18 protein-coding genes and 1 tRNA gene are annotated in these 21,181 nt (G+C 69.0%); 12 read left to right on the forward strand and 7 right to left on the reverse strand.

The genetic code is table 11. The annotated features are described in order from the left end of the window. Positions 1 to 76: 76 nt before the first annotated feature. On the reverse strand, positions 77 to 2,986 hold the full coding sequence (locus EF387_RS08505) for an SUKH-4 family immunity protein (RefSeq protein ID WP_128375889.1): 2,910 nt from the start codon (positions 2,984 to 2,986) through the stop codon (positions 77 to 79). A 7-nt stretch (positions 2,987 to 2,993) separates the two neighbouring features. After that, the gene (locus EF387_RS08510) at positions 2,994 to 3,983 is read right to left on the reverse strand and encodes an SMI1/KNR4 family protein (protein WP_128375890.1); all 990 of its coding nucleotides are present in this window, start codon (positions 3,981 to 3,983) and stop codon (positions 2,994 to 2,996) included. A gap of 226 nt (positions 3,984 to 4,209) precedes the next feature. Between EF387_RS08510 and EF387_RS08515 the strand changes: the two genes are divergently transcribed. Both EF387_RS08515 and EF387_RS08520 read left to right on the forward strand, forming a co-directional pair. Further along, complete coding sequence (locus EF387_RS08515) at positions 4,210 to 4,713, forward strand: YwqJ-related putative deaminase (RefSeq protein ID WP_128375891.1); 504 nt, start codon at positions 4,210 to 4,212, stop codon at positions 4,711 to 4,713. A 61-nt stretch (positions 4,714 to 4,774) separates the two neighbouring features. Further along, on the forward strand, positions 4,775 to 5,269 hold the full coding sequence (locus EF387_RS08520; protein WP_128375892.1) for an SUKH-3 domain-containing protein: 495 nt from the start codon (positions 4,775 to 4,777) through the stop codon (positions 5,267 to 5,269). Positions 5,270 to 5,514: 245 nt separating this feature from the next. Here the strand turns inward: EF387_RS08520 and EF387_RS08525 are convergent, their stop codons facing one another. Beyond that, the gene (locus EF387_RS08525) at positions 5,515 to 6,843 is read right to left on the reverse strand and encodes a sensor histidine kinase (protein WP_128375893.1); all 1,329 of its coding nucleotides are present in this window, start codon (positions 6,841 to 6,843) and stop codon (positions 5,515 to 5,517) included. 165 nt (positions 6,844 to 7,008) lie between these two features. Here EF387_RS08525 and EF387_RS08530 point away from each other — a divergent pair, with 165 nt between their 5' ends. The 7 genes from EF387_RS08530 (at position 7,009) to EF387_RS08560 (ending at position 12,692) form a co-directional block, all read left to right on the forward strand. Beyond that, positions 7,009 to 7,881 carry a hypothetical protein gene (locus EF387_RS08530; RefSeq protein ID WP_128375894.1) on the forward strand — a complete coding sequence of 291 codons (873 nt, stop codon included), beginning with the start codon at positions 7,009 to 7,011 and terminating at the stop codon, positions 7,879 to 7,881. Positions 7,882 to 7,892: 11 nt separating this feature from the next. Next, positions 7,893 to 7,963, forward strand: a tRNA-Gln gene (locus tag EF387_RS08535). A gap of 113 nt (positions 7,964 to 8,076) precedes the next feature. Next, the gene (gene glmU / locus EF387_RS08540) at positions 8,077 to 9,525 is read left to right on the forward strand and encodes a bifunctional UDP-N-acetylglucosamine diphosphorylase/glucosamine-1-phosphate N-acetyltransferase GlmU (RefSeq protein WP_128375895.1); all 1,449 of its coding nucleotides are present in this window, start codon (positions 8,077 to 8,079) and stop codon (positions 9,523 to 9,525) included. Between the two features lie 118 nt (positions 9,526 to 9,643). Beyond that, entirely contained in the window at positions 9,644 to 10,618 is a 975-nt protein-coding gene (locus tag EF387_RS08545) for a ribose-phosphate diphosphokinase (RefSeq protein WP_128375896.1), read from the forward strand. A gap of 238 nt (positions 10,619 to 10,856) precedes the next feature. Further along, positions 10,857 to 11,453: a 50S ribosomal protein L25/general stress protein Ctc gene (locus EF387_RS08550; RefSeq protein ID WP_128375897.1), complete on the forward strand. Its 597-nt coding sequence runs from the start codon at positions 10,857 to 10,859 to the stop codon at positions 11,451 to 11,453. Positions 11,454 to 11,528: 75 nt separating this feature from the next. Next, entirely contained in the window at positions 11,529 to 12,131 is a 603-nt protein-coding gene (gene pth / locus EF387_RS08555) for an aminoacyl-tRNA hydrolase (RefSeq protein WP_128375898.1), read from the forward strand. Between the two features lie 87 nt (positions 12,132 to 12,218). After that, positions 12,219 to 12,692, forward strand: coding sequence for a hypothetical protein (locus EF387_RS08560; RefSeq protein ID WP_128375899.1), 474 nt, complete (start codon positions 12,219 to 12,221; stop codon positions 12,690 to 12,692). A gap of 168 nt (positions 12,693 to 12,860) precedes the next feature. Here the strand turns inward: EF387_RS08560 and ppc are convergent, their stop codons facing one another. After that, entirely contained in the window at positions 12,861 to 15,593 is a 2,733-nt protein-coding gene (gene ppc, locus EF387_RS08565) for a phosphoenolpyruvate carboxylase (RefSeq protein WP_128375900.1), read from the reverse strand. Between the two features lie 305 nt (positions 15,594 to 15,898). Here ppc and EF387_RS08570 point away from each other — a divergent pair, with 305 nt between their 5' ends. Then, positions 15,899 to 16,909, forward strand: a complete 1,011-nt coding sequence (locus tag EF387_RS08570) for an acyl-CoA desaturase (RefSeq protein WP_128375901.1) — start codon at positions 15,899 to 15,901, stop codon at positions 16,907 to 16,909. Continuing rightward, entirely contained in the window at positions 16,906 to 17,583 is a 678-nt protein-coding gene (locus EF387_RS08575; protein WP_128375902.1) for a TetR/AcrR family transcriptional regulator, read from the forward strand. Before EF387_RS08570 ends, EF387_RS08575 begins: the two co-directional genes overlap by 4 nt. A gap of 67 nt (positions 17,584 to 17,650) precedes the next feature. Here EF387_RS08575 and EF387_RS08580 read toward each other — a convergent pair whose 3' ends face one another. Both EF387_RS08580 and EF387_RS08585 read right to left on the reverse strand, forming a co-directional pair. Further along, complete coding sequence (locus EF387_RS08580; protein WP_128375951.1) at positions 17,651 to 18,013, reverse strand: VOC family protein; 363 nt, start codon at positions 18,011 to 18,013, stop codon at positions 17,651 to 17,653. Next, on the reverse strand, positions 18,013 to 18,828 hold the full coding sequence (locus EF387_RS08585) for a trans-aconitate 2-methyltransferase (protein WP_128375903.1): 816 nt from the start codon (positions 18,826 to 18,828) through the stop codon (positions 18,013 to 18,015). Before EF387_RS08585 ends, EF387_RS08580 begins: the two co-directional genes overlap by 1 nt. Positions 18,829 to 18,941: 113 nt before the next feature. Between EF387_RS08585 and tamR the strand changes: the two genes are divergently transcribed. Then, positions 18,942 to 19,439 carry a MarR family transcriptional regulator TamR gene (tamR, locus tag EF387_RS08590; RefSeq protein ID WP_128375904.1) on the forward strand — a complete coding sequence of 166 codons (498 nt, stop codon included), beginning with the start codon at positions 18,942 to 18,944 and terminating at the stop codon, positions 19,437 to 19,439. 685 nt (positions 19,440 to 20,124) lie between these two features. Here the strand turns inward: tamR and EF387_RS08595 are convergent. After that, positions 20,125 to 20,892 (reverse strand): LuxR C-terminal-related transcriptional regulator, encoded by a 768-nt coding sequence (locus EF387_RS08595; protein WP_128375905.1) that lies wholly within the window; start codon positions 20,890 to 20,892, stop codon positions 20,125 to 20,127. Positions 20,893 to 21,181 lie beyond the last annotated feature (289 nt).

Genomic DNA, 21,181 nt, shown 5'->3' on the forward strand with positions numbered 1-21,181 from the left:
CACGGCAGCGCCACGGCAGCACTACAACAGCACTGGAACAGCACGCGAATCGCACTCGAGTCGCACTCGAACCGCACTACAGCAGGCCGTCCCACATCTGTTCCAACAGCACCGACCACCAGCTCTCCGGCGACGCGAGCGCCGCCCCGTCGAGCGAGGCGAGCTGCGCCTGGAAGTCGACGGTCCAACGACCCGCCTGCTCCTGGTTCAGCCCGTACCGCAGCCGCCACATCCGCCCGAGCAACGCCAGACACCGCTGGAACTCCGTCAGCCCCGTGTTAACGAACTGCGGCGGCACCGGAGCACCACCGGGCCCCGACTCCACCGGCACGGCCACGATGTTCGCCGTGCCGTACTGCACACAGATCGCACGCCCGAAGTCACTGCCCATGACGAGGTACGAGCCCGCGTCCGCGGCCGGCTGCAACCCACGCTCCTGCGCCAGCTCCGCCAGCGTCGGCACCGGACGCCCCGGCTGCGCCTGAGCCCAGAAGAACGGCCCCATGTCGACCGGGAGCCCGGCCACGACCAGGGTGTGCGCCACGATGTTCGGCACCCCCTGCCGGGAGACCGCCCCCTGATCGAACCGGAAGATCCCCGGCCCGAACGCCGCCGCCAGCTCCTGGGCGATGCCCTCCGGCGGAACCGGCGCGGCCGGCTGCACCGGCGGAAGCGGCGCCCGCACCGGTGCCGGCCGCGCCGGACCGTCCGCCACCTGATGCAACTCACCCTGGTGAACCAGGAGTTGCTGCATTCCTTGCTGCCGGCTGGCGTGGTCACGGCCGTACGGCGCGATGCTCGTGATCCGCGCGTTCGGCCACTGCTCCCGGATCATCCGCGCACAGTACGCACCCGGCAACTCACACGACTCCAACTCCGTGTGCAGTTCGAGCACCTGGTCCGGCGGAATGTTCATACCGCGCAGCTCATGGAAGATCTGCCACTCCGGATGCGGCGTACCCGGCGCCGAACGCCGGATCACCTGCTGCTCCGAACCGTCCGGCGCCCGGTAACGCAGCACGGCCTGATATCCCGGACCGACCGTCGGCTGCCCCTGCTGCGGATACCCGTACGCCGGGGGCTGACCCGGCACGGGCCGACCGGGGACGGACTGGCCGGGGAGGGACTGCCCGGGCACGGGCCGGCCGGGCGGCACCGCACCCGGAGCACCCGGAGCACCAGGAACCGCCGGTGCGCCCGGCGGCATCGGCTGCGGGGCACCCGCGGGCGCACCGGGAACCGGCGGCGGCGGTGGTGGCGAACCCGGCGCACCTGGAGCACCCGGAGCACCCATGGGCGGTCCCGACAGCACGGTCTCCGCGTGATGAACGGCACCCGGAGCCTGTCCGCCGGGAGCACCAGGAGGCTGCGGCGCACCCGGAGCACCCGGAGCGCCGGGGGGCTGGGGCGCTGCCTGCGCTCCCCCGCCCGGGCTGGGATCCGAGAACACCGTCGCGGCATGGTGCACACCACCGGCGGGCGCACCGGGCGGCCGTGGCCCGCCAGGGCCACCAGGCGAACCAGGAGGACCAGGAGGAGTCTGCCCACCCGGCGCACCCGGTCCGCCGGCCCCGGAAGAACCGTCGGCCCCGAGGTTCGAAACGAGCTGCGTCGGCATGTAGCCGCCCGCGGGCGTCCCCGGAGCACCGGGACCCGAAGCCGGACGCGCACCACCGGCCCGCGCACCCGGCGTCCCGGGCGCGCCCGGCGGCGGCGGAGTCGTCGAACGACGGGACGGCGGCGGCGCCTTGCTCGTCGCGGCCTCCGCGATGTCACTCGCGCTCGGCGCGGCGGGAGCCACCGGACCCGGCGGCGGAACAGAGCCCGGCGGCGGAACCGGACCCGGCGGCGGAACACTCGGCCCCCCACCAGGACCGTGCGGATACCCATAGGACGGCGCGGGCGCAGGCGGCACACCGGTTCCCCCGGGACCGCCCGGAGCACCGGACACACCGCCCGGGCCATGCGGATAACCGTAGGACGGCACACCCGGACGCGCGGCCCCCGGCGGCACCGCACCAGGCGGCACAGCCCCCGGCACACCCTGCGGATACCCGTACCCGGGCCGCCCCGGCTCCCCCAACGCCGGCGACACCGCCGTCGGCGGCAGCTGACTGCCCCCCGACATCAACGCGGTCCGGGCTTCCGGCTCCGTCAGCGACGACGGCCGGTCCTCGCCCGGGTCATCCAACTGCGGCGCGAACACCGTGTCCGGCAACGGCACCGAACGGTCCTCGCCCGCATCGGCGTTGGTGTCCGTCCCCGCCCACGGCGTCGCCCCGTCCGGCACATCCTCGTCACCACCGGCCTCCGGCCACGACAAACCGCGCCCCGAAGCCGATCCGGAACCCGCACCGGAACGCGAACCCGAACCAGGAGCCGAAACAGGACCAGAACCCGAACCCGAAGCAGAGGCAGAGGCAGAGGCAGAGGCAGACGCAGCAGCGTCCCCCGACGGCACCCCCGGCGTCGTACGCGCCGCAGGCACCCCCGGCGTCGTCGGCGCGAGCCCCGGCGTACGACCCCCACCACCCGGCGCCGCATCACGGGGCTCCTCCGCACCCGCACCAGGCGACCCGGAACCGGCATCACCGGAACCCCGACGGTCCCCGACACCCAACTTGTCCGCCGCCTCCAGAAGCCACTCCGGCGGACTCAACAAGAACGACGTCTGATTCAGATCCACCCGCTCCGGCCGCCGGTCCACCGGCTCCGGCGCCCCGGCCGCCGACCCGTACTCCTCCTCGTACCGCCGGATCACCTCACCCACCGGCAACCCCGGCCACAACGTGGCCTCACCACTGTCCCGGGCGATCACCAGCCGCTGCGCACCACCGTCCGAACGCGGCCCATCGGCCCGGTCCTCCGCCCAGACCACAAACCCCAGCTCGAACTCCCGCACCCGCACCTCACGATGCTGATACGCGGGCACATCCCCGTTGATCCACTCCTCGGCACGCTCCTGCGCCTGCGCGAAAGTCACCATCCGACGCTCACTCCCCCACCGAGGACACCGGCACGGCCCGGGCGAAACCGCCGTCCACCATCAGATTCGCCACCGTCTCCAGCTCCGGCGGACTACCCGCCAACCGGCCCAGGAACGCGTCGAAGTCATCACCACACGGCAACAACAACCGCCGCACCCGCTCAGCGGCCGACCATGACGGATCCACATCCCGCGCGTCGTCATACGCACAGAACCAAACGGACCCGATCCGGTCCCCCTTCACCTTCACCGCCAACAACCCGCCCTGCACAAACCCGACCCCCAGAAAATCCTTGGTCAGGTGATCCCGCAGACACTTGTTGACATACACAAGATCATTCACGGCGGCCTGGTCACGCACCGTGAAGAACGGCTGGTCCACCAGCAAGCCCAACTCCGCGTCCAACGCCGCCCCCTCCGGCGCACACCCACCCGCCGCCTTCAGAAACGACCGGTACGCCCCCGGCAACCGGTACCCGAGCTCCTCCTCGACCCCCAGCACCTGCTGCTCGGTCACCGCCACACCCGACTTGGGCAACCCGAAATGCACCGGCCGCGTCTCCTGCAACGGCCGAGTCCCCCGCTTGGTCTGGTCCACCGCCGACGTCGCGAGCCCGCCATGATGCCTCAGCAACGCCTTCACCTCGACCGGCACCAACTCCAGCCGCCGCGAGCCCCGCACGTGATGCCACGTCCAGCCATGCGGAGTCGAAACCGACGAAACCGTGTCCCACAACTCATGCCCGTCCGCAGCCAACGCCGCGTTCGCCGACACATAATCCGTCAACCGCAACTCATCGACACCGAACCCCTCCGGCGGCTCGGCGATCTCCGCAGCGGCCCGCGCATACGGCGAGAAGTCGGGATAACCGTGCTCGTCGACCCGCACCCCCGACGGATGACGCGACGCCCGAACCGGGTCCGGAAAATGCACGAGCTGCCCGGCATAGGCCGCGTTCGGCGGCGCGGCTTGCTGCCCGAGCCGACCTGTCGTCATGGCGGTTGCCCCCTGCGGCATCTCAGTAGTCGCGGATCGCGGACAGCCACAGCCTATGCGGTACGACGACACCGGTCACCGGCCCTCCACTTCCGTGACCAGCCGTCACCCCGCCGTAACCCTCAGCCGAAGCCCACGCGTGTCGCACCGCCCCAGCTACCGCTGACGGCACGGAGTTTGGCACTCTGTCCCCGCACCGGGGGGATGCACAGAGGGGAGCACAAACATGCACACAACCAAAACGGGCACCAAAACCGGAGACCCGAGAATCGGCTGGAGCGCCGCCGAGCAACCACTCGCACCCACGCTCCACCACCGCCGCGACGGCATCCTCCCCACCGTCGCCGCAGCACTCTCCGTACGCGGCGAAACCCTCACCGGCACCGCCGCACGCGCCGACCAACCCCCCACACTCCACCCCCTCGTCCAGGACTTCCTCGACACCCTCCCCAGCAGCCAACGCGACCGCTTCACCGGACGCTGCGCCGAAACCATCCTCATCTCCCGGCACCTCAGCACAGCGGACGCAGCCCGCTCCAGACGCTCCGCGCGAAAACCCATGACCAACGGCGAAGCCCGCAAAACACTCAAACAAGCCAAACTCACCACCCGCCGCATCCGCGAGGACGGCGACCCCCTCCACGGCAGCTTCGCCCGCCCCTGCCGCGCCTGCCAGGCCCTCAGCGACCACTTCGGCGTCCGCGTCGTCGACCCCACGACGACCCGCTGAACGACGCCCCGCCGAACCACCGAGCTCCAGCCATCACCCAGCACGAACGATCAAAGGGCCGATGCACCCAGACCACACCTCCCCCACCCGCTTCCCCGTCCCCGTCGACGCCGCACTGCGCACCGCCGGATGGCAACCCGGCCGCTGGAACATCAAGCAAGCCGAAATCTGGGCCGACACCCTCCGCGAACACACCTCACCCGCCGGACACCGCCACGCCGTGTTCCCCGCCGCCGTCGAAGCCTGGGCCGAATTCGGCGCACTCCACATCACCGCCAAAGGCCAAGGCCGCCAGATATCACCCGCAACCCTCGACCTGAACCCCCTGCACGGCCTCCACATGGCCCGCACCCTCGGCGACCTCGGACGCTCCCTCGACACCGAGGTAACCCCCCTCGGCGAGGAAACGGACAACAACACACTCCTCGCCATCGACACCGAAGGCCGCGTCTACGCCCTCGACCACACCGGCGACTGGTACTACGGCCCCGACCTCGACCAAGCCCTCACGTCACTGCTCTCGGGGATCCCTCCGATCCGGCTCACAGCAGGGTGAAGACAGCGGCCCCCACGCCGCCACCGAAGACCGGGAGGGCTCCGGGCCGCCACCGGAGGACAAACGGCCTCCGTCGTCACCAGCGAAGACCGAGCGAGCCCGGGGCCGCCCCCGGAGGACAAACAGCCCCCCGCGCCACCACCGAAGACCGAGCGGGCCCCGGGCGGCCACCGAAGGACAAACGGGCTCCGGGCCGCCACCGAAGGACAAACGGCCTCCGCGTCACCGCCGAAGGAACAGCCGCCTCAGCGACCCGCCGGAATCACCGCCGACACCCGGAACCCCCCGGCATCCGTCGGCCCCGACACAAACACACCCCCGAGCGCCGAAACCCGCTCCTTCATCCCCACCAAACCGTTCCCCCCACTCGGCAACCGCGCCGCCGACGCCGACCCCGGCTCCGGCGGCGGCTCGTTCTCCACCTGCATCGCGATCTCCCCACCCCGATGCGCCACCCTCACATGCGTCTTCGCCCCCGCCGCATGCTTGAACACATTCGTCAACGCCTCCTGCACCACCCGGTAAGCCGTCTGCTCCACCGCCGCCGCATACCCCCGCGCATCCCCCTCCACCGACAGATCCACCACCATCCCCGCGGCAGCCGACTGCCCCACCAACACAGCCAGCTCAGCCAACGAAGGCCCCTCACCCTCGTCCACCGCCACCACCCGCGAAGCCACCACCGCGTCCGCAGCCCGCGAAGCCGCAACCCCCACCGCGGCCAACGGCACACCCCCGGCCGGCCGAACCGAGCCCTCCCCCGAACGCAAAACCCCCAACATCTCCCGCAACTCCGTCAACGCCTGCCGCCCCATGTCCCCCACCAGCGCGGCATTCCTCACCGCCTTCTCCGGATCCTTACGCGCCACCGCCTGCAACGCCGCCGCATGCACCACCATCAAACTCACCCGGTGCGCCACGACGTCATGCATCTCCCGCGCGATCCGCGTCCGCTCCTCGTTACGCGCCCATTCCGCCCGCTCCTCCGCCCGCTCCGCGAGCAGCATCAACTCCCGCTCCAGAGAATCCGCACGCTCCCGCAGACTCTCCATCAGCCGCCGCCGCGCGCCCACATACAGACCCAGCAGCAAAGGCGGCGCCGTAACCCCCAAAGCCGTACTCACCGAGAGGAACGGGACAACCCAGTCACCGATCGTCAAATCACCACGCGCCACACTCTGATGCGCCCGAACGAACGTGACGATCAACATCCCCACCAGAGACATCCCCGCCAGCGCCCCGATGATCCGCCGAGGCAGCTCCGAAGCGGCAAGGGTGTAAAGCCCCACGACCGCCATCAACAAGCCCATCTGGGCCGGAGTGATCGCGATCGACACCAACACCACGACGATCGGCCACATCCGCCGCAGCAGCAACACGGACCCGGCGATCAGCCCGAACACCATCCCCGCCGGCACCGGCAGCCCCGCGTCCCGCGCGAACGGAATCCCCTCCACGGCGCACTCCACGGCGGACACCCCCGCCAGCACCGAGTCCAACACCGCACTGCGCCACCTGACCCACCACAACGGGCCGGTCCAGCCCGTCGCGTGGTCTTCCCCCGTCGTGGTCATGCCTCCAGCCTACGAGCAGACCCCACACCTTTCCGGTGAGTTTCCTCCCCAACTCCCACCACACTCCGTAACCGAACAAATGCGAAACCGTCCGATATCACTCGAACTGCTGATTCGCTCACCGTTCGATACCGGACGCCCACATTCCGCCATCAGGGTTTGCCCATGGCACATCCACCAGGCAAGTACGCCGACTTCGAAGGGTTGCGGGAGCGGGCGGTCGCGTTGCGGCGCGCCGGACTCAGCCGCCGCCAGATCCGCGACCGACTCCACGTCGACAACAACGACCTCCTCAACCGACTCCTGGAGGGCGGACCCCCGCCGGAGTGGACCAAGCGCCCCAACGCGAAGGACGACCTCCGCCACAAGGCCCGCGGGCTACGCCTCCAGGGCTGGACGTACGACCAGATCCAGGTGGAGCTGGGGTGCTCGAAGAGTTCGATCTCGTTGTGGGTCAGGGATCTGCCGAAGCCGGAGCGCAAGCGGAGTTACGAGGAGGCCGCGGCGATCGCGAGGAAGGGATGGGAGGCGACTCTGCGGATCCGCGACGAAGAGCGGCAGCGCACAAAGGAGGCTGCCAAGCAGGCAGTCGGCGACGTCTCGCCCCGTGAGCTGTTCCTCATCGGCGCCGCCCTCTACTGGGCGGAGGGAAGCAAGGACAAGCCGTACGACCGCCGCGAAAAGGTCTCGTTCGTCAATAGCGATCCGGGCATGATCCAGGTCTTCCTGTCCTGGCTCGACCTTCTCGGCGTCGAACGAGACCTCCTGCGTTTCACCGTCATGATCCACGAGTCGGCGGACGTGGGCGGCGCCGAACGATACTGGGCGGACCTCGTCGGCGCCGACAGCTCCATGTTCAACAAGACGACCCTCAAGAAGCACAACCCCAAGACCACTCGCAAGAACGTCGGCGAGACCTACCACGGCTGCCTTGTGATCAATATGCTCAAGAGCGCCGACTTGTATCGTCGCATCGAAGGCTCTTGGTGCGGCATAGTGGAGTCCGTGCGCGAAGCCGATCACCGAAGTCGGACATAACGCACAAACTATCCCGGATCGTCTAAAGGTAGGACAAACGGTTTTGGTCCGTTGAATGAGGGTTCGAGTCCTTCTCCGGGAGCTAAAGGTTCGGGTTCTGGCCCAAAGGGTCAGGGCCCGTTCACATTTCCCACCCCCTACGCCCCGGTATCCTGCGGATGTCCACCCGCACCAGCATCACCGAAGGGCACCCCCGTGAGCGCCAACCGCCCGGCAGCCGTAGTCGTCCTCGCAGCGGGTGAGGGAACCCGTATGAAGTCGGCCACACCCAAGGTCCTGCACGAGATCTGTGGCCGTTCCCTCGTCGGTCATGTGCTCGCCGCCGCGCGCGAGTTGGAGCCGGAGAACCTGGTCGTCGTCGTGGGTCACGCGCGCGAGAAGGTGACCGCGCACCTGAACGAGATCGACGCGACGGTCCGTACCGCCGTGCAGGCGGAGCAGAACGGGACCGGGCATGCGGTTCGGATGGGGCTGGAGGAGCTGGGCGGCAGCATCGACGGCACTGTAGTGGTGGTCTGCGGTGACACCCCGCTTCTGAGTGGGGAGACGCTGCGGCAGCTTGCCGCGACGCACTCCGCCGATGGGAACGCGGTGACGGTGCTGACTGCTGAGGTTCCGGATGCGACGGGTTATGGCCGGATCGTGCGGGACGGTGTGTCCGGTGCGGTGACGGAGATCGTGGAGCACAAGGACGCGTCCGCGGCTCAGCGTGAGATCCGGGAGATCAATTCCGGGGTGTTCGCGTTCGACGGGCAGTTGCTGGCGGACGCTCTCGGCAAGGTGCGGACGGACAACGTTCAGGGTGAGGAGTACCTGACGGATGTGCTCGGGATCCTGCGTGAGGCGGGGCATCGCGTCGGTGCGTCTGTCGCCGGGGATCATCGTGAGATCGCCGGCATCAACAATCGTGTGCAGCTGGCGGAGGCGCGTCGGATCCTCAATGACCGGTTGCTGACTCAGGCCATGCTCGCGGGCGTCACCGTGGTGGATCCGGCGACGACGTGGGTGGATGTGACGGTCACGTTCGAGCAGGACGCCGTGGTGCAGCCGGGTACGCAGTTGCTGGGTGCGACGCACGTGGGTGAGGGTGCCGAGGTCGGTCCCAATGTGCGGTTGAAAGACACGCATGTGGGTGCGGGGGCTCGGGTGATCAATGCGGTGGCGGACAGTGCGTTCGTGGGTCCGCAGGCGTCGGTGGGTCCGTACGCGTATCTGCGTCCGGGGTCTCATCTGGGTGTGAAGTCGAAGGTGGGTACGTACGTCGAGACGAAGAACGCGTCGATCGGTGAGGGTACGAAGGTGCCGCATTTGTCGTATGTGGGTGATGCGACGATCGGCGAGTACTCGAACATCGGTGCGGCGAGCGTGTTCGTGAACTACGACGGGCAGGACAAACATCACACGACGGTGGGTTCCCACTGCAAGACGGGCTCGGACAATATGTTTGTGGCTCCCGTCACGGTTGGGGACGGTGCTTATACCGCTGCGGGTTCGGTGATCACAAAGGATGTGCCGCCGGGTGCGTTGGCCGTGGCCCGTGGCCAGCAGCGGAATATCGAGGGCTGGGTGGCTCGGAAGCGTCCTGGGAGTGCGGCCGCGAAGGCGGCGGAGGCGGCTTCGGGGGAGCGGTCCGAGGAGGGGTGAGCTGGATGGGGCGCCTCGGGTACGGCGTACCGTAAGAGGTGCGCATCTGTGTGCGCGCCCGCACCCCCCAGCTGAGACGACCTCTCATGCCCAGCTGAGACACCTCTAGGAGACAGTCGTGACCGGGATCAAGACGACCGGCGAGAAGAAGTTGATGTTCTTCTCCGGCCGCGCCCACCCCGAGCTTGCCGAGGAGGTGGCGCAGCAGCTGGGTGTCGGGGTGGTGCCGACGAAGGCGTTCGATTTCGCCAATGGTGAGATCTACATCCGGTATCAGGAGTCGGCGCGTGGTGCGGACTGTTTCTTGATGCAGAGCCATACGGCTCCGATCAACAAGTGGATCATGGAACAGTTGATCATGATTGATGCTCTGAAGCGGGCTTCCGCTCGGAGCATCACCGTGATTGTTCCGTTCTACGGTTACGCCCGTCAGGACAAGAAGCACCGGGGACGTGAACCGATCTCGGCGCGTCTGATCGCGGATCTGATGAAGACGGCGGGTGCGGACCGGATCCTCACGGTGGATCTGCACACGGACCAGATCCAGGGTTTCTTCGACGGTCCGGTGGACCATCTGTTCGCGTTGCCGCTGCTGGCGGACTACGTGGGGACGAAGGTGGACCGGGAGAAGCTGACGGTGGTGTCTCCGGACGCGGGCCGGGTGCGGGTGGCGGACCGGTACTGCGACCGGCTGGGTGCGCCGCTGGCGATCGTGCACAAGCGGCGTGACAAGGACGTGGCGAACCAGGTCACGGTGCATGAGGTGGTCGGTGATGTGCGGGGCCGGGTGTGTGTGCTGGTCGATGACATGATCGACACGGGTGGCACGATCGTGGCTGCGGCGGAGGCGTTGTTCGCGCACGGTGCGGAGGACGTGATAGTGACGGCGACGCATGGTGTGCTGTCCGGTCCGGCGGCGGACCGGTTGAAGAACTCGAAGATCAGTGAGTTCGTGTTCACGAATACGCTGCCGACGCCGGCGGAGTTGGAGCTGGACAAGATCACGGTGTTGTCGATCGCGCCGACGATCGCGAGTGCGGTGCGTGAGGTGTTCGAGGACGGTTCGGTGACGAGCCTGTTCGACGAGCAGTAGGCCTGTGTGAGCGGCGGTAGGCGCGGGTGAGTGTGCCCCTCGCCGAGGCTTCCGTAGCTGTCGGGTAGATCGATTTCTTGTGCGGCCTCCCTGCCGAGTAGTCTGTTGCAGTTGCTCGGCGAGGGAGGCCGCGCCTGTTGTTCGGGTGCGGTTGTCCGTTATCGACGCGCTCTTCGTAGCAGGCCGTTCGTTGGCCGGGTGACCTGTCCGTTATTCGCCCCTACGAGGAGTGATGAGCATGTCCGAGGTGAAGCTCGCTGCCGAGACCCGTACCGAGTTCGGTAAGGGTGCCGCGCGTCGTATTCGTCGTGCGAGCAAGGTTCCGGGTGTTCTGTACGGTCACGGTTCGGACCCGCTGCACCTGACGCTGCCGGGTCACGACCTGCTGCTGGCGCTGCGTACGCCGAACGTTCTGATTTCGCTGAGCATCGACGGTAAGTCGAACGAGCTGGCGATTCCGAAGGCCGTTCAGCGTGACGCGGTGAAGGGTTTCCTGGAGCACGTGGACCTGCTGCTGGTGAAGCGCGGCGAAAAGGTCAACGTGGAGATTCCGGTGCACACCGAGGGTGAGCTGGCGCCGGGTGGCAACCTGCTGGAGCACGTGCTGAACGCGCTGCCGGTGGAGGCCGAGGCCACGCACATCCCCGAGTCGGTCTCCGTTTCGGTCGAGGGTCTTGCGGCCGGCGCTTCGGTGCTGGCGAAGGACATCGCGCTGCCGTCGGGTGTTTCGCTGGCGGTCGAGGAGGATGCTGTGGTCCTCCAGGTGCTGGCCGCGCAGGCCGAGGAGGCGCCTGAGGGTGCCGAGGAGGCGGGCGAAGAGGGTCCCGAGGCCTGATCGCCGGTTTCTTCACTGTCGTTCGTCAGCCGCCGTTCCCTTTGTGGGGCGGCGGCTGGCGCGTATCAAGGAGATGTGGACGTGACGACCGACGCCAATGCGCCCTGGCTGATCGTCGGGCTGGGCAATCCGGGGTCCGAGTACGCCATGAACCGGCACAACGTGGGGTTCATGGTGGTGGATCTGCTGGCGGGGCGGGTCGGGGGGAGGTTCAAGCGGGCTCAGAAAGCGCAGGCGCAGGTTGTCGAGGGGCGTATTGGTGCTCCTGGTCCGGAGAACCGGCGGGTGATTCTGGCGAAGCCGATGTCGTTCATGAATCTGTCGGGTGGTCCGGTGAACGCGCTGCGGGAGTTCTACAAGGTGCCGACGGCGCAGGTTGTGGCGGTTCATGATGAGCTGGACATCGATTACGGGGTGTTGCGGCTGAAGCTGGGTGGTGGCGACAACGGTCACAACGGGTTGAAGTCGATGACGAAAGTGATGGGGTCGGGGTATCACCGGGTGCGGTTCGGGATCGGGCGCCCGCCGGGTCGGATGCAGGTCGCGGATTTTGTGTTGAGGGATTTTTCGTCGGCGGAGCGCAAGGAGTTGGACTTCTTCGTGGACCGGGCGGCGGATTCGGTGGAGTGCCTGGTGACGGAGGGGTTGGAGCGGGCGCAGAGCGCGTACAACTCCTGAGGGTCCGGTGGGGCTGGTTCGGGTGGGAGAGTGGCCCGTGCCACTCTGGCTTGACCCGGCGCAGCGCTATGGCCAAGGATCGCGGCCATGCCAAAAGTGAACGGTCCGCTCCGGATCAGCGTGCGTGGTGCGGCGGCGGTGCTGGCCGCGCTGCTGCTGGCGTCCGCGGTGTGGGCTTCCTGGGGCACGGCTCAGTACGTGGTGCTGACCAAGGGGCGGGAGCGCGGCACCATGACGGTGCAGCGCTGTGGTGAGGAGCGTTGTACGGGTTCGTACGCACCGCTGTCGCCGGGGTCGCAGCCGCGTTCTCGTGTGGTCATCGATCGGTCGATCTCCGAGGAACAGGGTGAGAAGATCCCGGTCACGGTGAAGCCGAGCTCTGATGAGGTGGTTCGTTCCGGTTTTACCGGTCTGTTCCATGCCCTGGTGCCGTTGGGTGGTGCGCTGGTCCTCGCGGCGGTGCTGGTGGCGGGCACGCTGCGCAAGACGCAGGTGGGGTGGGCGATGGCGGGTGCGGGGGCGACGTTGCTGACCGCCTCGTACGTGACGCTGGTCTGGTAGGCGGGGCCTGACCGCAACGGGGACCGGCCCGCGCGGGATCTCCCGTGCGGGCCGGTTCGGCGGTTCTTCCGTGGGTCAGCTGTTCTTCCGCGGCTCGGCGTTCCTCCGCGGTTCGGCGGTTCTTCCGCGGCTGGGCGTTCTTCCGCGGTTCGGCGGTTCTTCCGTGGGTCAGCCGGTGTTGCGCAGGCCTGCCGCGACGCCGTTGACCGTGAGCAGCAGTGCCCGGGCCAGCAGGGGGTCGGGTTCGGTGCCGGCCTGGGCCGCGTCGCGCTGGCGCTTGAGGAGCGCGACCTGGAGGTAGGAGATCGGGTCGAGGTAGGCGTCGCGGATGGCGAAGGTCTGCTGGAGGACGGGGTTGGCGTCGAGGAGCTTCGCCTCGCCCGTCACCTTCAGCACCTCGCGGACGGTCAGTTCGTGTTCGGCCTCGATGGTGGCGAAGACGTGCTTGAGGTCCTCGGGGACGAGGGTGTCGACGTAGTGGCGGGCGATCCTGAGGTCGGTCTTCGCGAGGGTCATCTCGACGTTGGAGATGAAGTTGCGGAAGAAGTGCCACTGCTGGTGCATCTCGTCGAGGACGGTGTCGAGGCCGGCTTCGCGCAGTGCCTTGAGGCCGGAGCCGACGCCGAACCAGCCGGGGACGATCTGCCGGGACTGGGTCCAGCCGAAGACCCAGGGGATGGCGCGCAGGCCGTCGAGTCCGGCGCCGGAGTCGGGGCGGCGTGCGGGCCGTGATCCGAGGTGCAGGTCGGCGAGCTGGTCCACCGGTGTGGAGGCGAAGAAGTACGCGGGGAGGTCGGGGTCCTCGACGAGTCGCCGGTAGGCGGCGTGGGCGGCGTCGCTGACGGCGTCCATGGCGGCGTCCCAGCGGGCGAGGGCCTCGACGGACTGGCGGGGTGCTGTGTGCAGGGCGGATGCCTGGAGGGTGGCGGCGACGGTCAGTTCGAGGTTTTCCCGGGCGAGGGACGGCACGAGGTACTTGTCGGAGATGACCTCGCCCTGTTCGGTGACCTTGATCTCGCCTTCGAGGGTTCCCCAGGGCTGGGCGAGGATGGCGTCGTGGGAGGGGCCGCCGCCGCGGCCGACGGTGCCGCCGCGGCCGTGGAAGAGGCGGAGGCGGACGCCGTAGCGGTGGGCTACGTCGCGCAGCCGGCGCTGGGCTCGGTGAATCTCCCACTGGGAGGTGGTGATGCCGCCGAACTTGGAGGAGTCGGAGTAGCCGAGCATCACTTCCTGGACGTTGCCGCGCAGGGCCACCAGTCGCCGGTAGGAGGGGTCGGCGAGCATGTCGTCGAGGATGACGTCCGCTGCCTTGAGTTCGTCGGTCGTCTCCAGCAGCGGGACGATGCCGATCTTGGCCCAGCCTGCGTGGAGGTCGATGAGTCCGGCTTCGCGGGCGAGGACGGTGGCGGCGAAGACGTCGTCGGCGCCCTGGCACATGGAGATGATGTACGACTCGATGACCTCGGGTCCGAACACTTCCAGTGCCCGCTTGACGGTTTCGAAGACGCCGAGGGTCTTGGTGCCGGCGGCGTCGAGCGGGGCGGGGGTGGGGGCGAGGGGGCGCCTGGACCTGAGTTCCTTGGCGAGGAGCTTGTGCCGGTATTCGCGGGGCATGTCCTCGTAGCGCCAGGATTCCTCGCCGAGGCGGTCGAAGAGCTGGCCGAGGGCGTGGTGGTGGGCGTCGGCGTGTTCGCGGACGTCCAGGGTGGCGAGTTGGAGGCCGAAGGCGGCGAGGGTGCGGATGATGCGGTTCATCCGGCCGTCGGCGAAGAGGCCGCCGCGGTGTTCGCGCAGGGAGGTCTGGATGAGGGTGAGGTCGCGCAGTAGTTCGGTGGTGCCGAGGTAGTCACGGCCGGGTGCGTGGGGGATGCCCTTGGCGAGGCGCTGCTTGGTGTTCTCGAGCTTCTGCCGGATGCAGGTGGCCTTGAGGCGGTAGGGCTCTTCGGCGTTGAGGCGCTTGTAGCGGGGGCTGATCTCGGGAAGGGCTTCGAGGTCGTCCTGGAGTGAGGTCAGCAGTTCCTCGGTGGCGCCGGTGTAGCGGATGGAGTTGGAGAGGAAGCCGCGGAGTTCGTCGATCATCTCCAGGGCGTCGTTGATGCCGTGTTCGTGCTGGAGGATGAGGACGTCCCAGGTGACCTGGGGGGTGACGTTGGGGTTGCCGTCGCGGTCGCCGCCGATCCAGGTGCCGAAGGTGAGGGGGCGGGTGCTGTCGGGGAGTGCCACGCCGACCCGCTCGAGTTCGGCGGTGAGGTCCTCGAGGACGTCTCCGACGGCGCCGGCGTGGAGTTCGTCGAGGTAGTAGATGGCGTTGCGGGCCTCGTCGGCGGGTTCGGGGCGGACGACGCGGAGTTCGTCGGTCTGCCAGACGAGGTCGATGTTCTCGGCGAGGCGGGTGTCGTAGCGGCGGCGGTCGGCTTCCAGGACGGGGGTTTCCAGGAGGGTGGCGATGCGGCGCAGCTTGTTGAGGACCGAGCGGCGGGCGGCTTCCGTCGGGTGGGCGGTGAAGACGGGGCGAACGTTCAGGTGGGCGACGGTTTCGCGCAGGTGTGCGGGGTCGGCGTCCTTGAGGCGGTCGGCGGTGCGGGCGAGGAGGCCGCCTTCGGCTTCGCGCTTGGCGCGCAGTTCGTGGCCGCGATGCACCTGCTCGGTGACGTTGGCAAGGTGGAAGTAGGTGGAAAAGGCGCGGACGAGCTTGGCGGCGGTCTCCAGTTCGGTTCCGCGGAGCAGTTCGGCGGCGGCTTCGCCGTCCTCGCGGGTGAGGTGACGTACGCGTTCGACGAGTTCGAGGAGTTCGGGGCCCTCTTGGCGGACCAGTGTCTCGCCCAGCAGGTCACCCAACCGGCGGATGTCTGCGCGCAGCTCGCTGCTGGTCGTCGGGGTCTGGTCGTCGGCACTGCTCACAGGTGCGGCTCCTTGCAGTGTTGAAGCTCGTCCGGGAGGGAACCCGGTCGGCCTGGGGCCTGTCGGCCTTGTGGGGGCCTGTCGGCTTTTAGGGAGGGTGCATCCGGGAAGAAAACAGAGCGGACCGCGCTGTCCGAACCGCCTCCAAGGATATGTGGCGGGTCCGGACGCGCAGACGACGGGCTCTTGCCGCCGGGCCCGGTACTGCCATACTTACGACGCCGTAGGTTACGGAACCGTAGGAAGTTGAAGGTCCGTGGCCGGGCATCTGTCGCAACCCTCGAAACCCCACAGGGGACGCCCCTATGACCACGCGCTCCGATGTGATCGACGACGCCCCGAAGGCGACCAACGACACTGAGCTCCCGTCCGCCACGCTGGGCGGTGAGCGGAAGCGGTCGATCGAGCAGATCACGCTTCTTCTCTTCATCACCGTCCCGTTCCTGGCACTTGTCGCGGCGGTGCCGCTGGCCTGGGGCTGGGGGGTGAGCTGGCTGGACCTGGGTCTGCTGGTCTTCTTCTATTTCCTCGGCTGCCACGGCATCACGATCGGTTTCCACCGCTACTTCACGCACGGTTCCTTCAAGGCCAAGCGGCCACTGCGGATCGCTTTGGCGATCGCGGGTTCGCTGGCGGTGGAAGGTCCGCTGGTGCGCTGGGTGGCGGACCATCGCAAGCACCACAAGTTCTCCGACGCGGAGGGTGACCCGCACTCGCCGTGGCGCTACGGGGAGACGATCCCGGCCCTGCTGAAGGGCCTGTGGTGGGCGCATGTCGCCTGGATGTTCGATGAGGAGCAGACGCCGCAGGACAAGTACGCGCCGGATCTGATCAAGGACCCGATGATTCGTGCGATCTCCCGGCAGTTCGTGTTGTGGACCGTGGTGTCGCTGGCGCTGCCGGCGCTGATCGGTGGTCTGGTGACGATGTCCTGGTGGGGCGCGTTCACCGGGTTCTTCTGGGGGTCGCTCGTCCGGGTGGCTTTGCTGCATCACGTGACGTGGTCGATCAACTCGATCTGTCACGCGGTGGGCAAGCGGCCGTTCAAGTCGCGCGACCGGTCGGGCAATGTGTGGTGGCTGGCGGTGCTGTCGTGCGGTGAGTCGTGGCACAACCTGCACCACGCGGATCCGACATCGGCGCGGCACGGTGTGGAGCGGGGGCAGGTGGACTCCTCGGCGCGGATCATCCGCTGGTTCGAACGGTTCGGTTGGGCGTACGACGTGCGCTGGCCGTCACGCTCGCGTATCGATTCGCGTCGCAACTCGGATGAGGAGAGCTCCCGGCGGAAGAAGGTGACTGCAGAGGCGGCATGATTGACGGCGTGGCGACCGACTCCAGCAGTACCCCGAGCAACGACAAGCCGCGGCGTACGCGCCGTACCCGGATGACCGGTGCGGAGCGCCGTCAGCAGTTGCTGGAGATCGGTCGCACCCTTTTCGCCGCGAAGGGCTTCGAGGGCACGTCGGTGGAGGAGATCGCGGCGAAGGCCGGGGTGTCCAAGCCGGTGGTGTACGAGCACTTCGGTGGCAAGGAGGGGCTGTACGCGGTGGTGGTGGACCGTGAGATGAGGCGTCTGCTGGACATGGTGACGAGTTCCCTCACCGCCGGTCATCCTCGCGAACTGTGTGAACAGGCGGCGTTCGCGCTCCTTGACTACATCGAGGAGTACACGGACGGTTTCCGCATCCTGGTCCGTGACTCCCCCATTCCGCAGTCGACGGGTTCGTTCGCGTCGCTGATCTCGGACATCGCCACGCAGGTGGAGGACATTCTGGGCCGCGAGTTCAAGAGCCGCGGTTTCGATCCGAAGCTGGCGCCGCTGTATGCGCAGGCGCTGGTGGGGATGGTCGCGCTGACGGGCCAGTGGTGGCTGGACGTGCGCCGGCCGAAGAAGGCGGAGGTGGCGGCGCATCTGGTGAACCTGGCGTGGCACGGGCTGGACGGTCTGGAGCAGAAGCCCCGGCTGATCGGGCACCGGAAGAGTTGAGTCTGCCGGCCCGTGGCCCTCGTCCGGCGGGTGCGGTGCCCTGCGGGGTCCTCCTCGGCCGGACTTCTCAGCCGCGCGGCTCCAGGAACTCGAGCCGGTTGCCCACCGGGTCCTCGGAGTAGAAGCGCTTGTGTCCGGGGAGGTTGTCGTCCCAGGTGACGGACGCGCCCTTGTCCCGCAGTCGCGCGGCGTACGCCTCGATCCCCGTGACCCTGAGGCCCGGGTGGGCCTTCTTGGCGGGGCGGAAGTCCGCCTCGACACCGATGTGCAGTTGAACGAACCCGGCCTCGAACCAGCAGCCCCCGCGGGCGGCCAGGACGGGCGGCTTGGGGATCTCCGTCATGCCGAGGACGTCGATGCAGTAGGCGCGCAGGAGGTCCTCGGATCCGGGCGGGGCGGCGAGCTGGACGTGGTCGACGGCGACGAGCATCATGCGCCCCCGCCCTTGCGGGCCACCGCGAAAATGCGGCGGAACGGGAAGACTGTGCCGTGCGGTCCGGGCGGGTAGGCCTGGCGCAGGGCCGCCGCGTACTCGGTGACGAACTCCTCGGCGTCCGCGCCCAGCTCCGTGAGGACGGGGCGCAGCCCGGTGCCCTTCACCCAGTCCAGCACCGGGTCCTCGCCCTGCAGCAGATGCAGGTAGGTGGTCTCCCAGACGTCGGCCTCGCAGCCGAGGTCCGTGAGGGCCGTCAGATAGGCGTCGGGGGTGCGGACGGCGTCGTCGTGGCGGAGAGTGTGTGCCAGGCGGTCCTTCCAGCGCGCCGAGTGGGCGATGCGGCGCATCAGCTGGTGGCTGGGCGAGTCGAAGTTGCCGGGGACCTGGAAGGCGAAGGTGCCGCCGGGTGCGAGGGCGTCCACCCAGGCCGGGAAGGAGTCGGTGTGGCCGGGCACCCACTGGAGCAGGGCGTTGCTGAAGATCAGGTCGTACGGCTGGGTGGGCGCCCAGTCGGCCGCGTCGGCCTCGGCGAAGTCCAGCCGTCCGCCGCCCGGGGTGGGGCCGGCGTGTCGCGCCGCGCGGCCGAGCATCTCGGGCGAGTTGTCGAGGCCGGTGATGTGGGCGGTGGGCCAGCGTTCGGCGAGCAGCACGGTGACGTTGCCGGGGCCGCAGCCGAGGTCGGCGATGCGGGGTGGGTCACCGGGGAGGTCGGGGACGCGGGCGAGGAGGTCGATGAAGGGGCGGGCTCGGTGGCCGGCATGGCGCAGGTACTGGCTGGGGTCCCAGGTGGTGGGGGTGGACGCGGGCATGGCGGGGCCTCCTCGAAGTCACCGGGCGTGCGGCTGAGGTGGGTCCACCCTCACACCCCAAGTATCTTGACGTCAAGAGACTTCACATCGACACAACCACTACACTGATCGCCATGGAGGACGAGGTCGATCGGCTGGTCGCGGCGTGGCGCCGAGAGCGCCCCGACCTCGACGTGGAACCCCTCGAAGTGCTCAGCCGGGTGAGCAGGCTCGCCCGGCACCTGGACCGTGCGCGTCGGCTGGCGTTCTCCGAACACGGTCTGGAGCCCTGGGAGTTCGACGTGCTCACCGCGCTACGGCGCGCGGGCGCCCCGTATCAGCTCTCCCCCGGTCAGCTGCTGACCCAGACACTGGTGACCTCGGGCACGATGACGAACCGGATCGACCGGCTGGCGAAGAAGGGCTTCGTGGAGCGCCTTCCGGACCCCAGCGACCGGCGGGGCGTGCTGGTCCGGCTCACGGACGAGGGCCGGGACAGGGCGGACCAGGCGCTCGCCGGTCTGCTCGACCAGGAGCGCGCGATCCTCGCGGAGCTGTCCCGGGCCCAGCGCAGTGAGCTGGCCGGGCTGCTGCGCCAGCTGACCGCCCCGTTCGACAACATCCCCGGCTAGCTTCTCGGGGACCGAGGGGAGCGTCGGGCGCGACGAGACGTCGGCGACTCGGGTGACTTGGGTGACGCGGTGACTCGGGTGACATTGTGACGCGGTGACGTCGGTGACTCGGGTGACGTCGGTGACGCGGCGACCGCGGGTGACGGGACCGAGACGCGTCGGGGCGCGACGGCGCAAGGGCTTCGAGGAGCGCCGCCCGGGTTCCCGCCCGTCGGGGTCGCTTCAAGCTGATTGCGGTCCGGGCCGTTGCGGGGCTGATTCTGGCTGGGCTGATCCCCGAGGGTGTCCCGGCAGGACCGATCCCGGGCGTGGTTGATCCCGGCCCGGGCCGATCCCGGGCTGGTTACGGGTACGGGCCGTTACCGGGCTGGGCCGATCCCGGGCCGCGTTGAGTTGATCTGGGCTGGTTCCGAGGCCGCCTGATCCCGGCATGGGCTGATCCCGGGCCGGACCGATCCCGGCCCGGGCCGATTCCCGGGCTGATCCACGGGCCGGACGCGACGCGAAGGTGAGCATTCTTCAGGCGCGCGGGTCGACGGTCTCGGCGAGCCGCTCGGCCCGGCGGCGTGCCATCCGGCCCCCGGCCTGCGCGCACGGGGCGGGCCCTTGCAGAGCACCGGCGCGCCCACGTAGAGCGCCCGGGCCCCGCAGAGCAGAGTCGGCCGACCGCGACGCCGGCCGACCGCTACGCCAGCTGACCGCCCCGTTCGACCACATCGCCTGCCAAGTCGACCGGCCCCACCCCGGCCCGGCGGGCCAGTGCCACGGCGGCGAGGGTGGAGTGCACGCCCAGCTTGCCCAGAACGTTCTGCATATGGGTGCGCACGGTGTGCGGGGACAGGAAGAGCCGCTCGGCGACGGCCTTGCGCCCCAGTCCGGCGACCATGCAGCGCAGCACCTCGCGTTCGCGCGGGGTGAGCGACTCCACCAGCCGCTCGCTCTCGGTGCGGTGTTTGCGGGCCGCGGTCAGCTCCCGCAGCACACCGGTGAGCAGGGCGGGCGGCAGATGCGTCTCGTCCCGCAGCACGCCGCGGATGACCGTGAGCAGCCGGGAGAGGGAACAGTCCTTGGCGACCCAGCCGGAGGCACCGGCCTGCAGGGCGAGAGCGGCCCGGCGCGGGTCGTCCTTCTCGGCGAGCACCACCGTCCGTACGCTCGGCTGCCCGGAACGCACACCCGCCACCAGGGAGATGCCGTCGACGAGCCCGTCCTCGTTGCTGTCCTGCACGGGTACTGCCGGGCGGGCGCCCGGTACGTTGCCGCCCAGGTCGGCGTCGACGAGCAGCACGTCGAATCTGCGACCCTCGGCGGCCGCCCGCTCCAGGCAGCGCAGTGCGGCCGGGCCGCTGCCCGCCGCGGAGACGTCGACGTCGGGCTCCGCGGCCAGGGCGGCGGCGAGCGACTCGGCGAAGATGCGATGGTCGTCGACGACCAGGACTCGGATGCGAACCACTGAAACCCCCTTCCCCACGCTCTTCCACAGAGCAGGGGATACGTTCGCCGACGTCGGCGGGGGACGACCGGCGCAGGTACAACGCCCGGAGCCGGCCCCGGCCGCTGAAGGCTCGGGAACCTCTTGGGGCTGCCGCAGTCGCACGGCCGCCGCCGTGCTGTGACTGCTACCCCCACTCCGGGCGTCGTACCCGACTGTCTCGCCCCCTGATCGACACCGGCCCCCACCGGTGCTGTTCATCAGGGTAAGGCCGGTCGCCGGGAGCGGAAGGTGATTTGCAGAACTGATT

This window comes from Streptomyces cavernae, from assembly GCF_004023625.1.
GTDB lineage: Bacteria > Actinomycetota > Actinomycetes > Streptomycetales > Streptomycetaceae > Streptomyces > Streptomyces cavernae.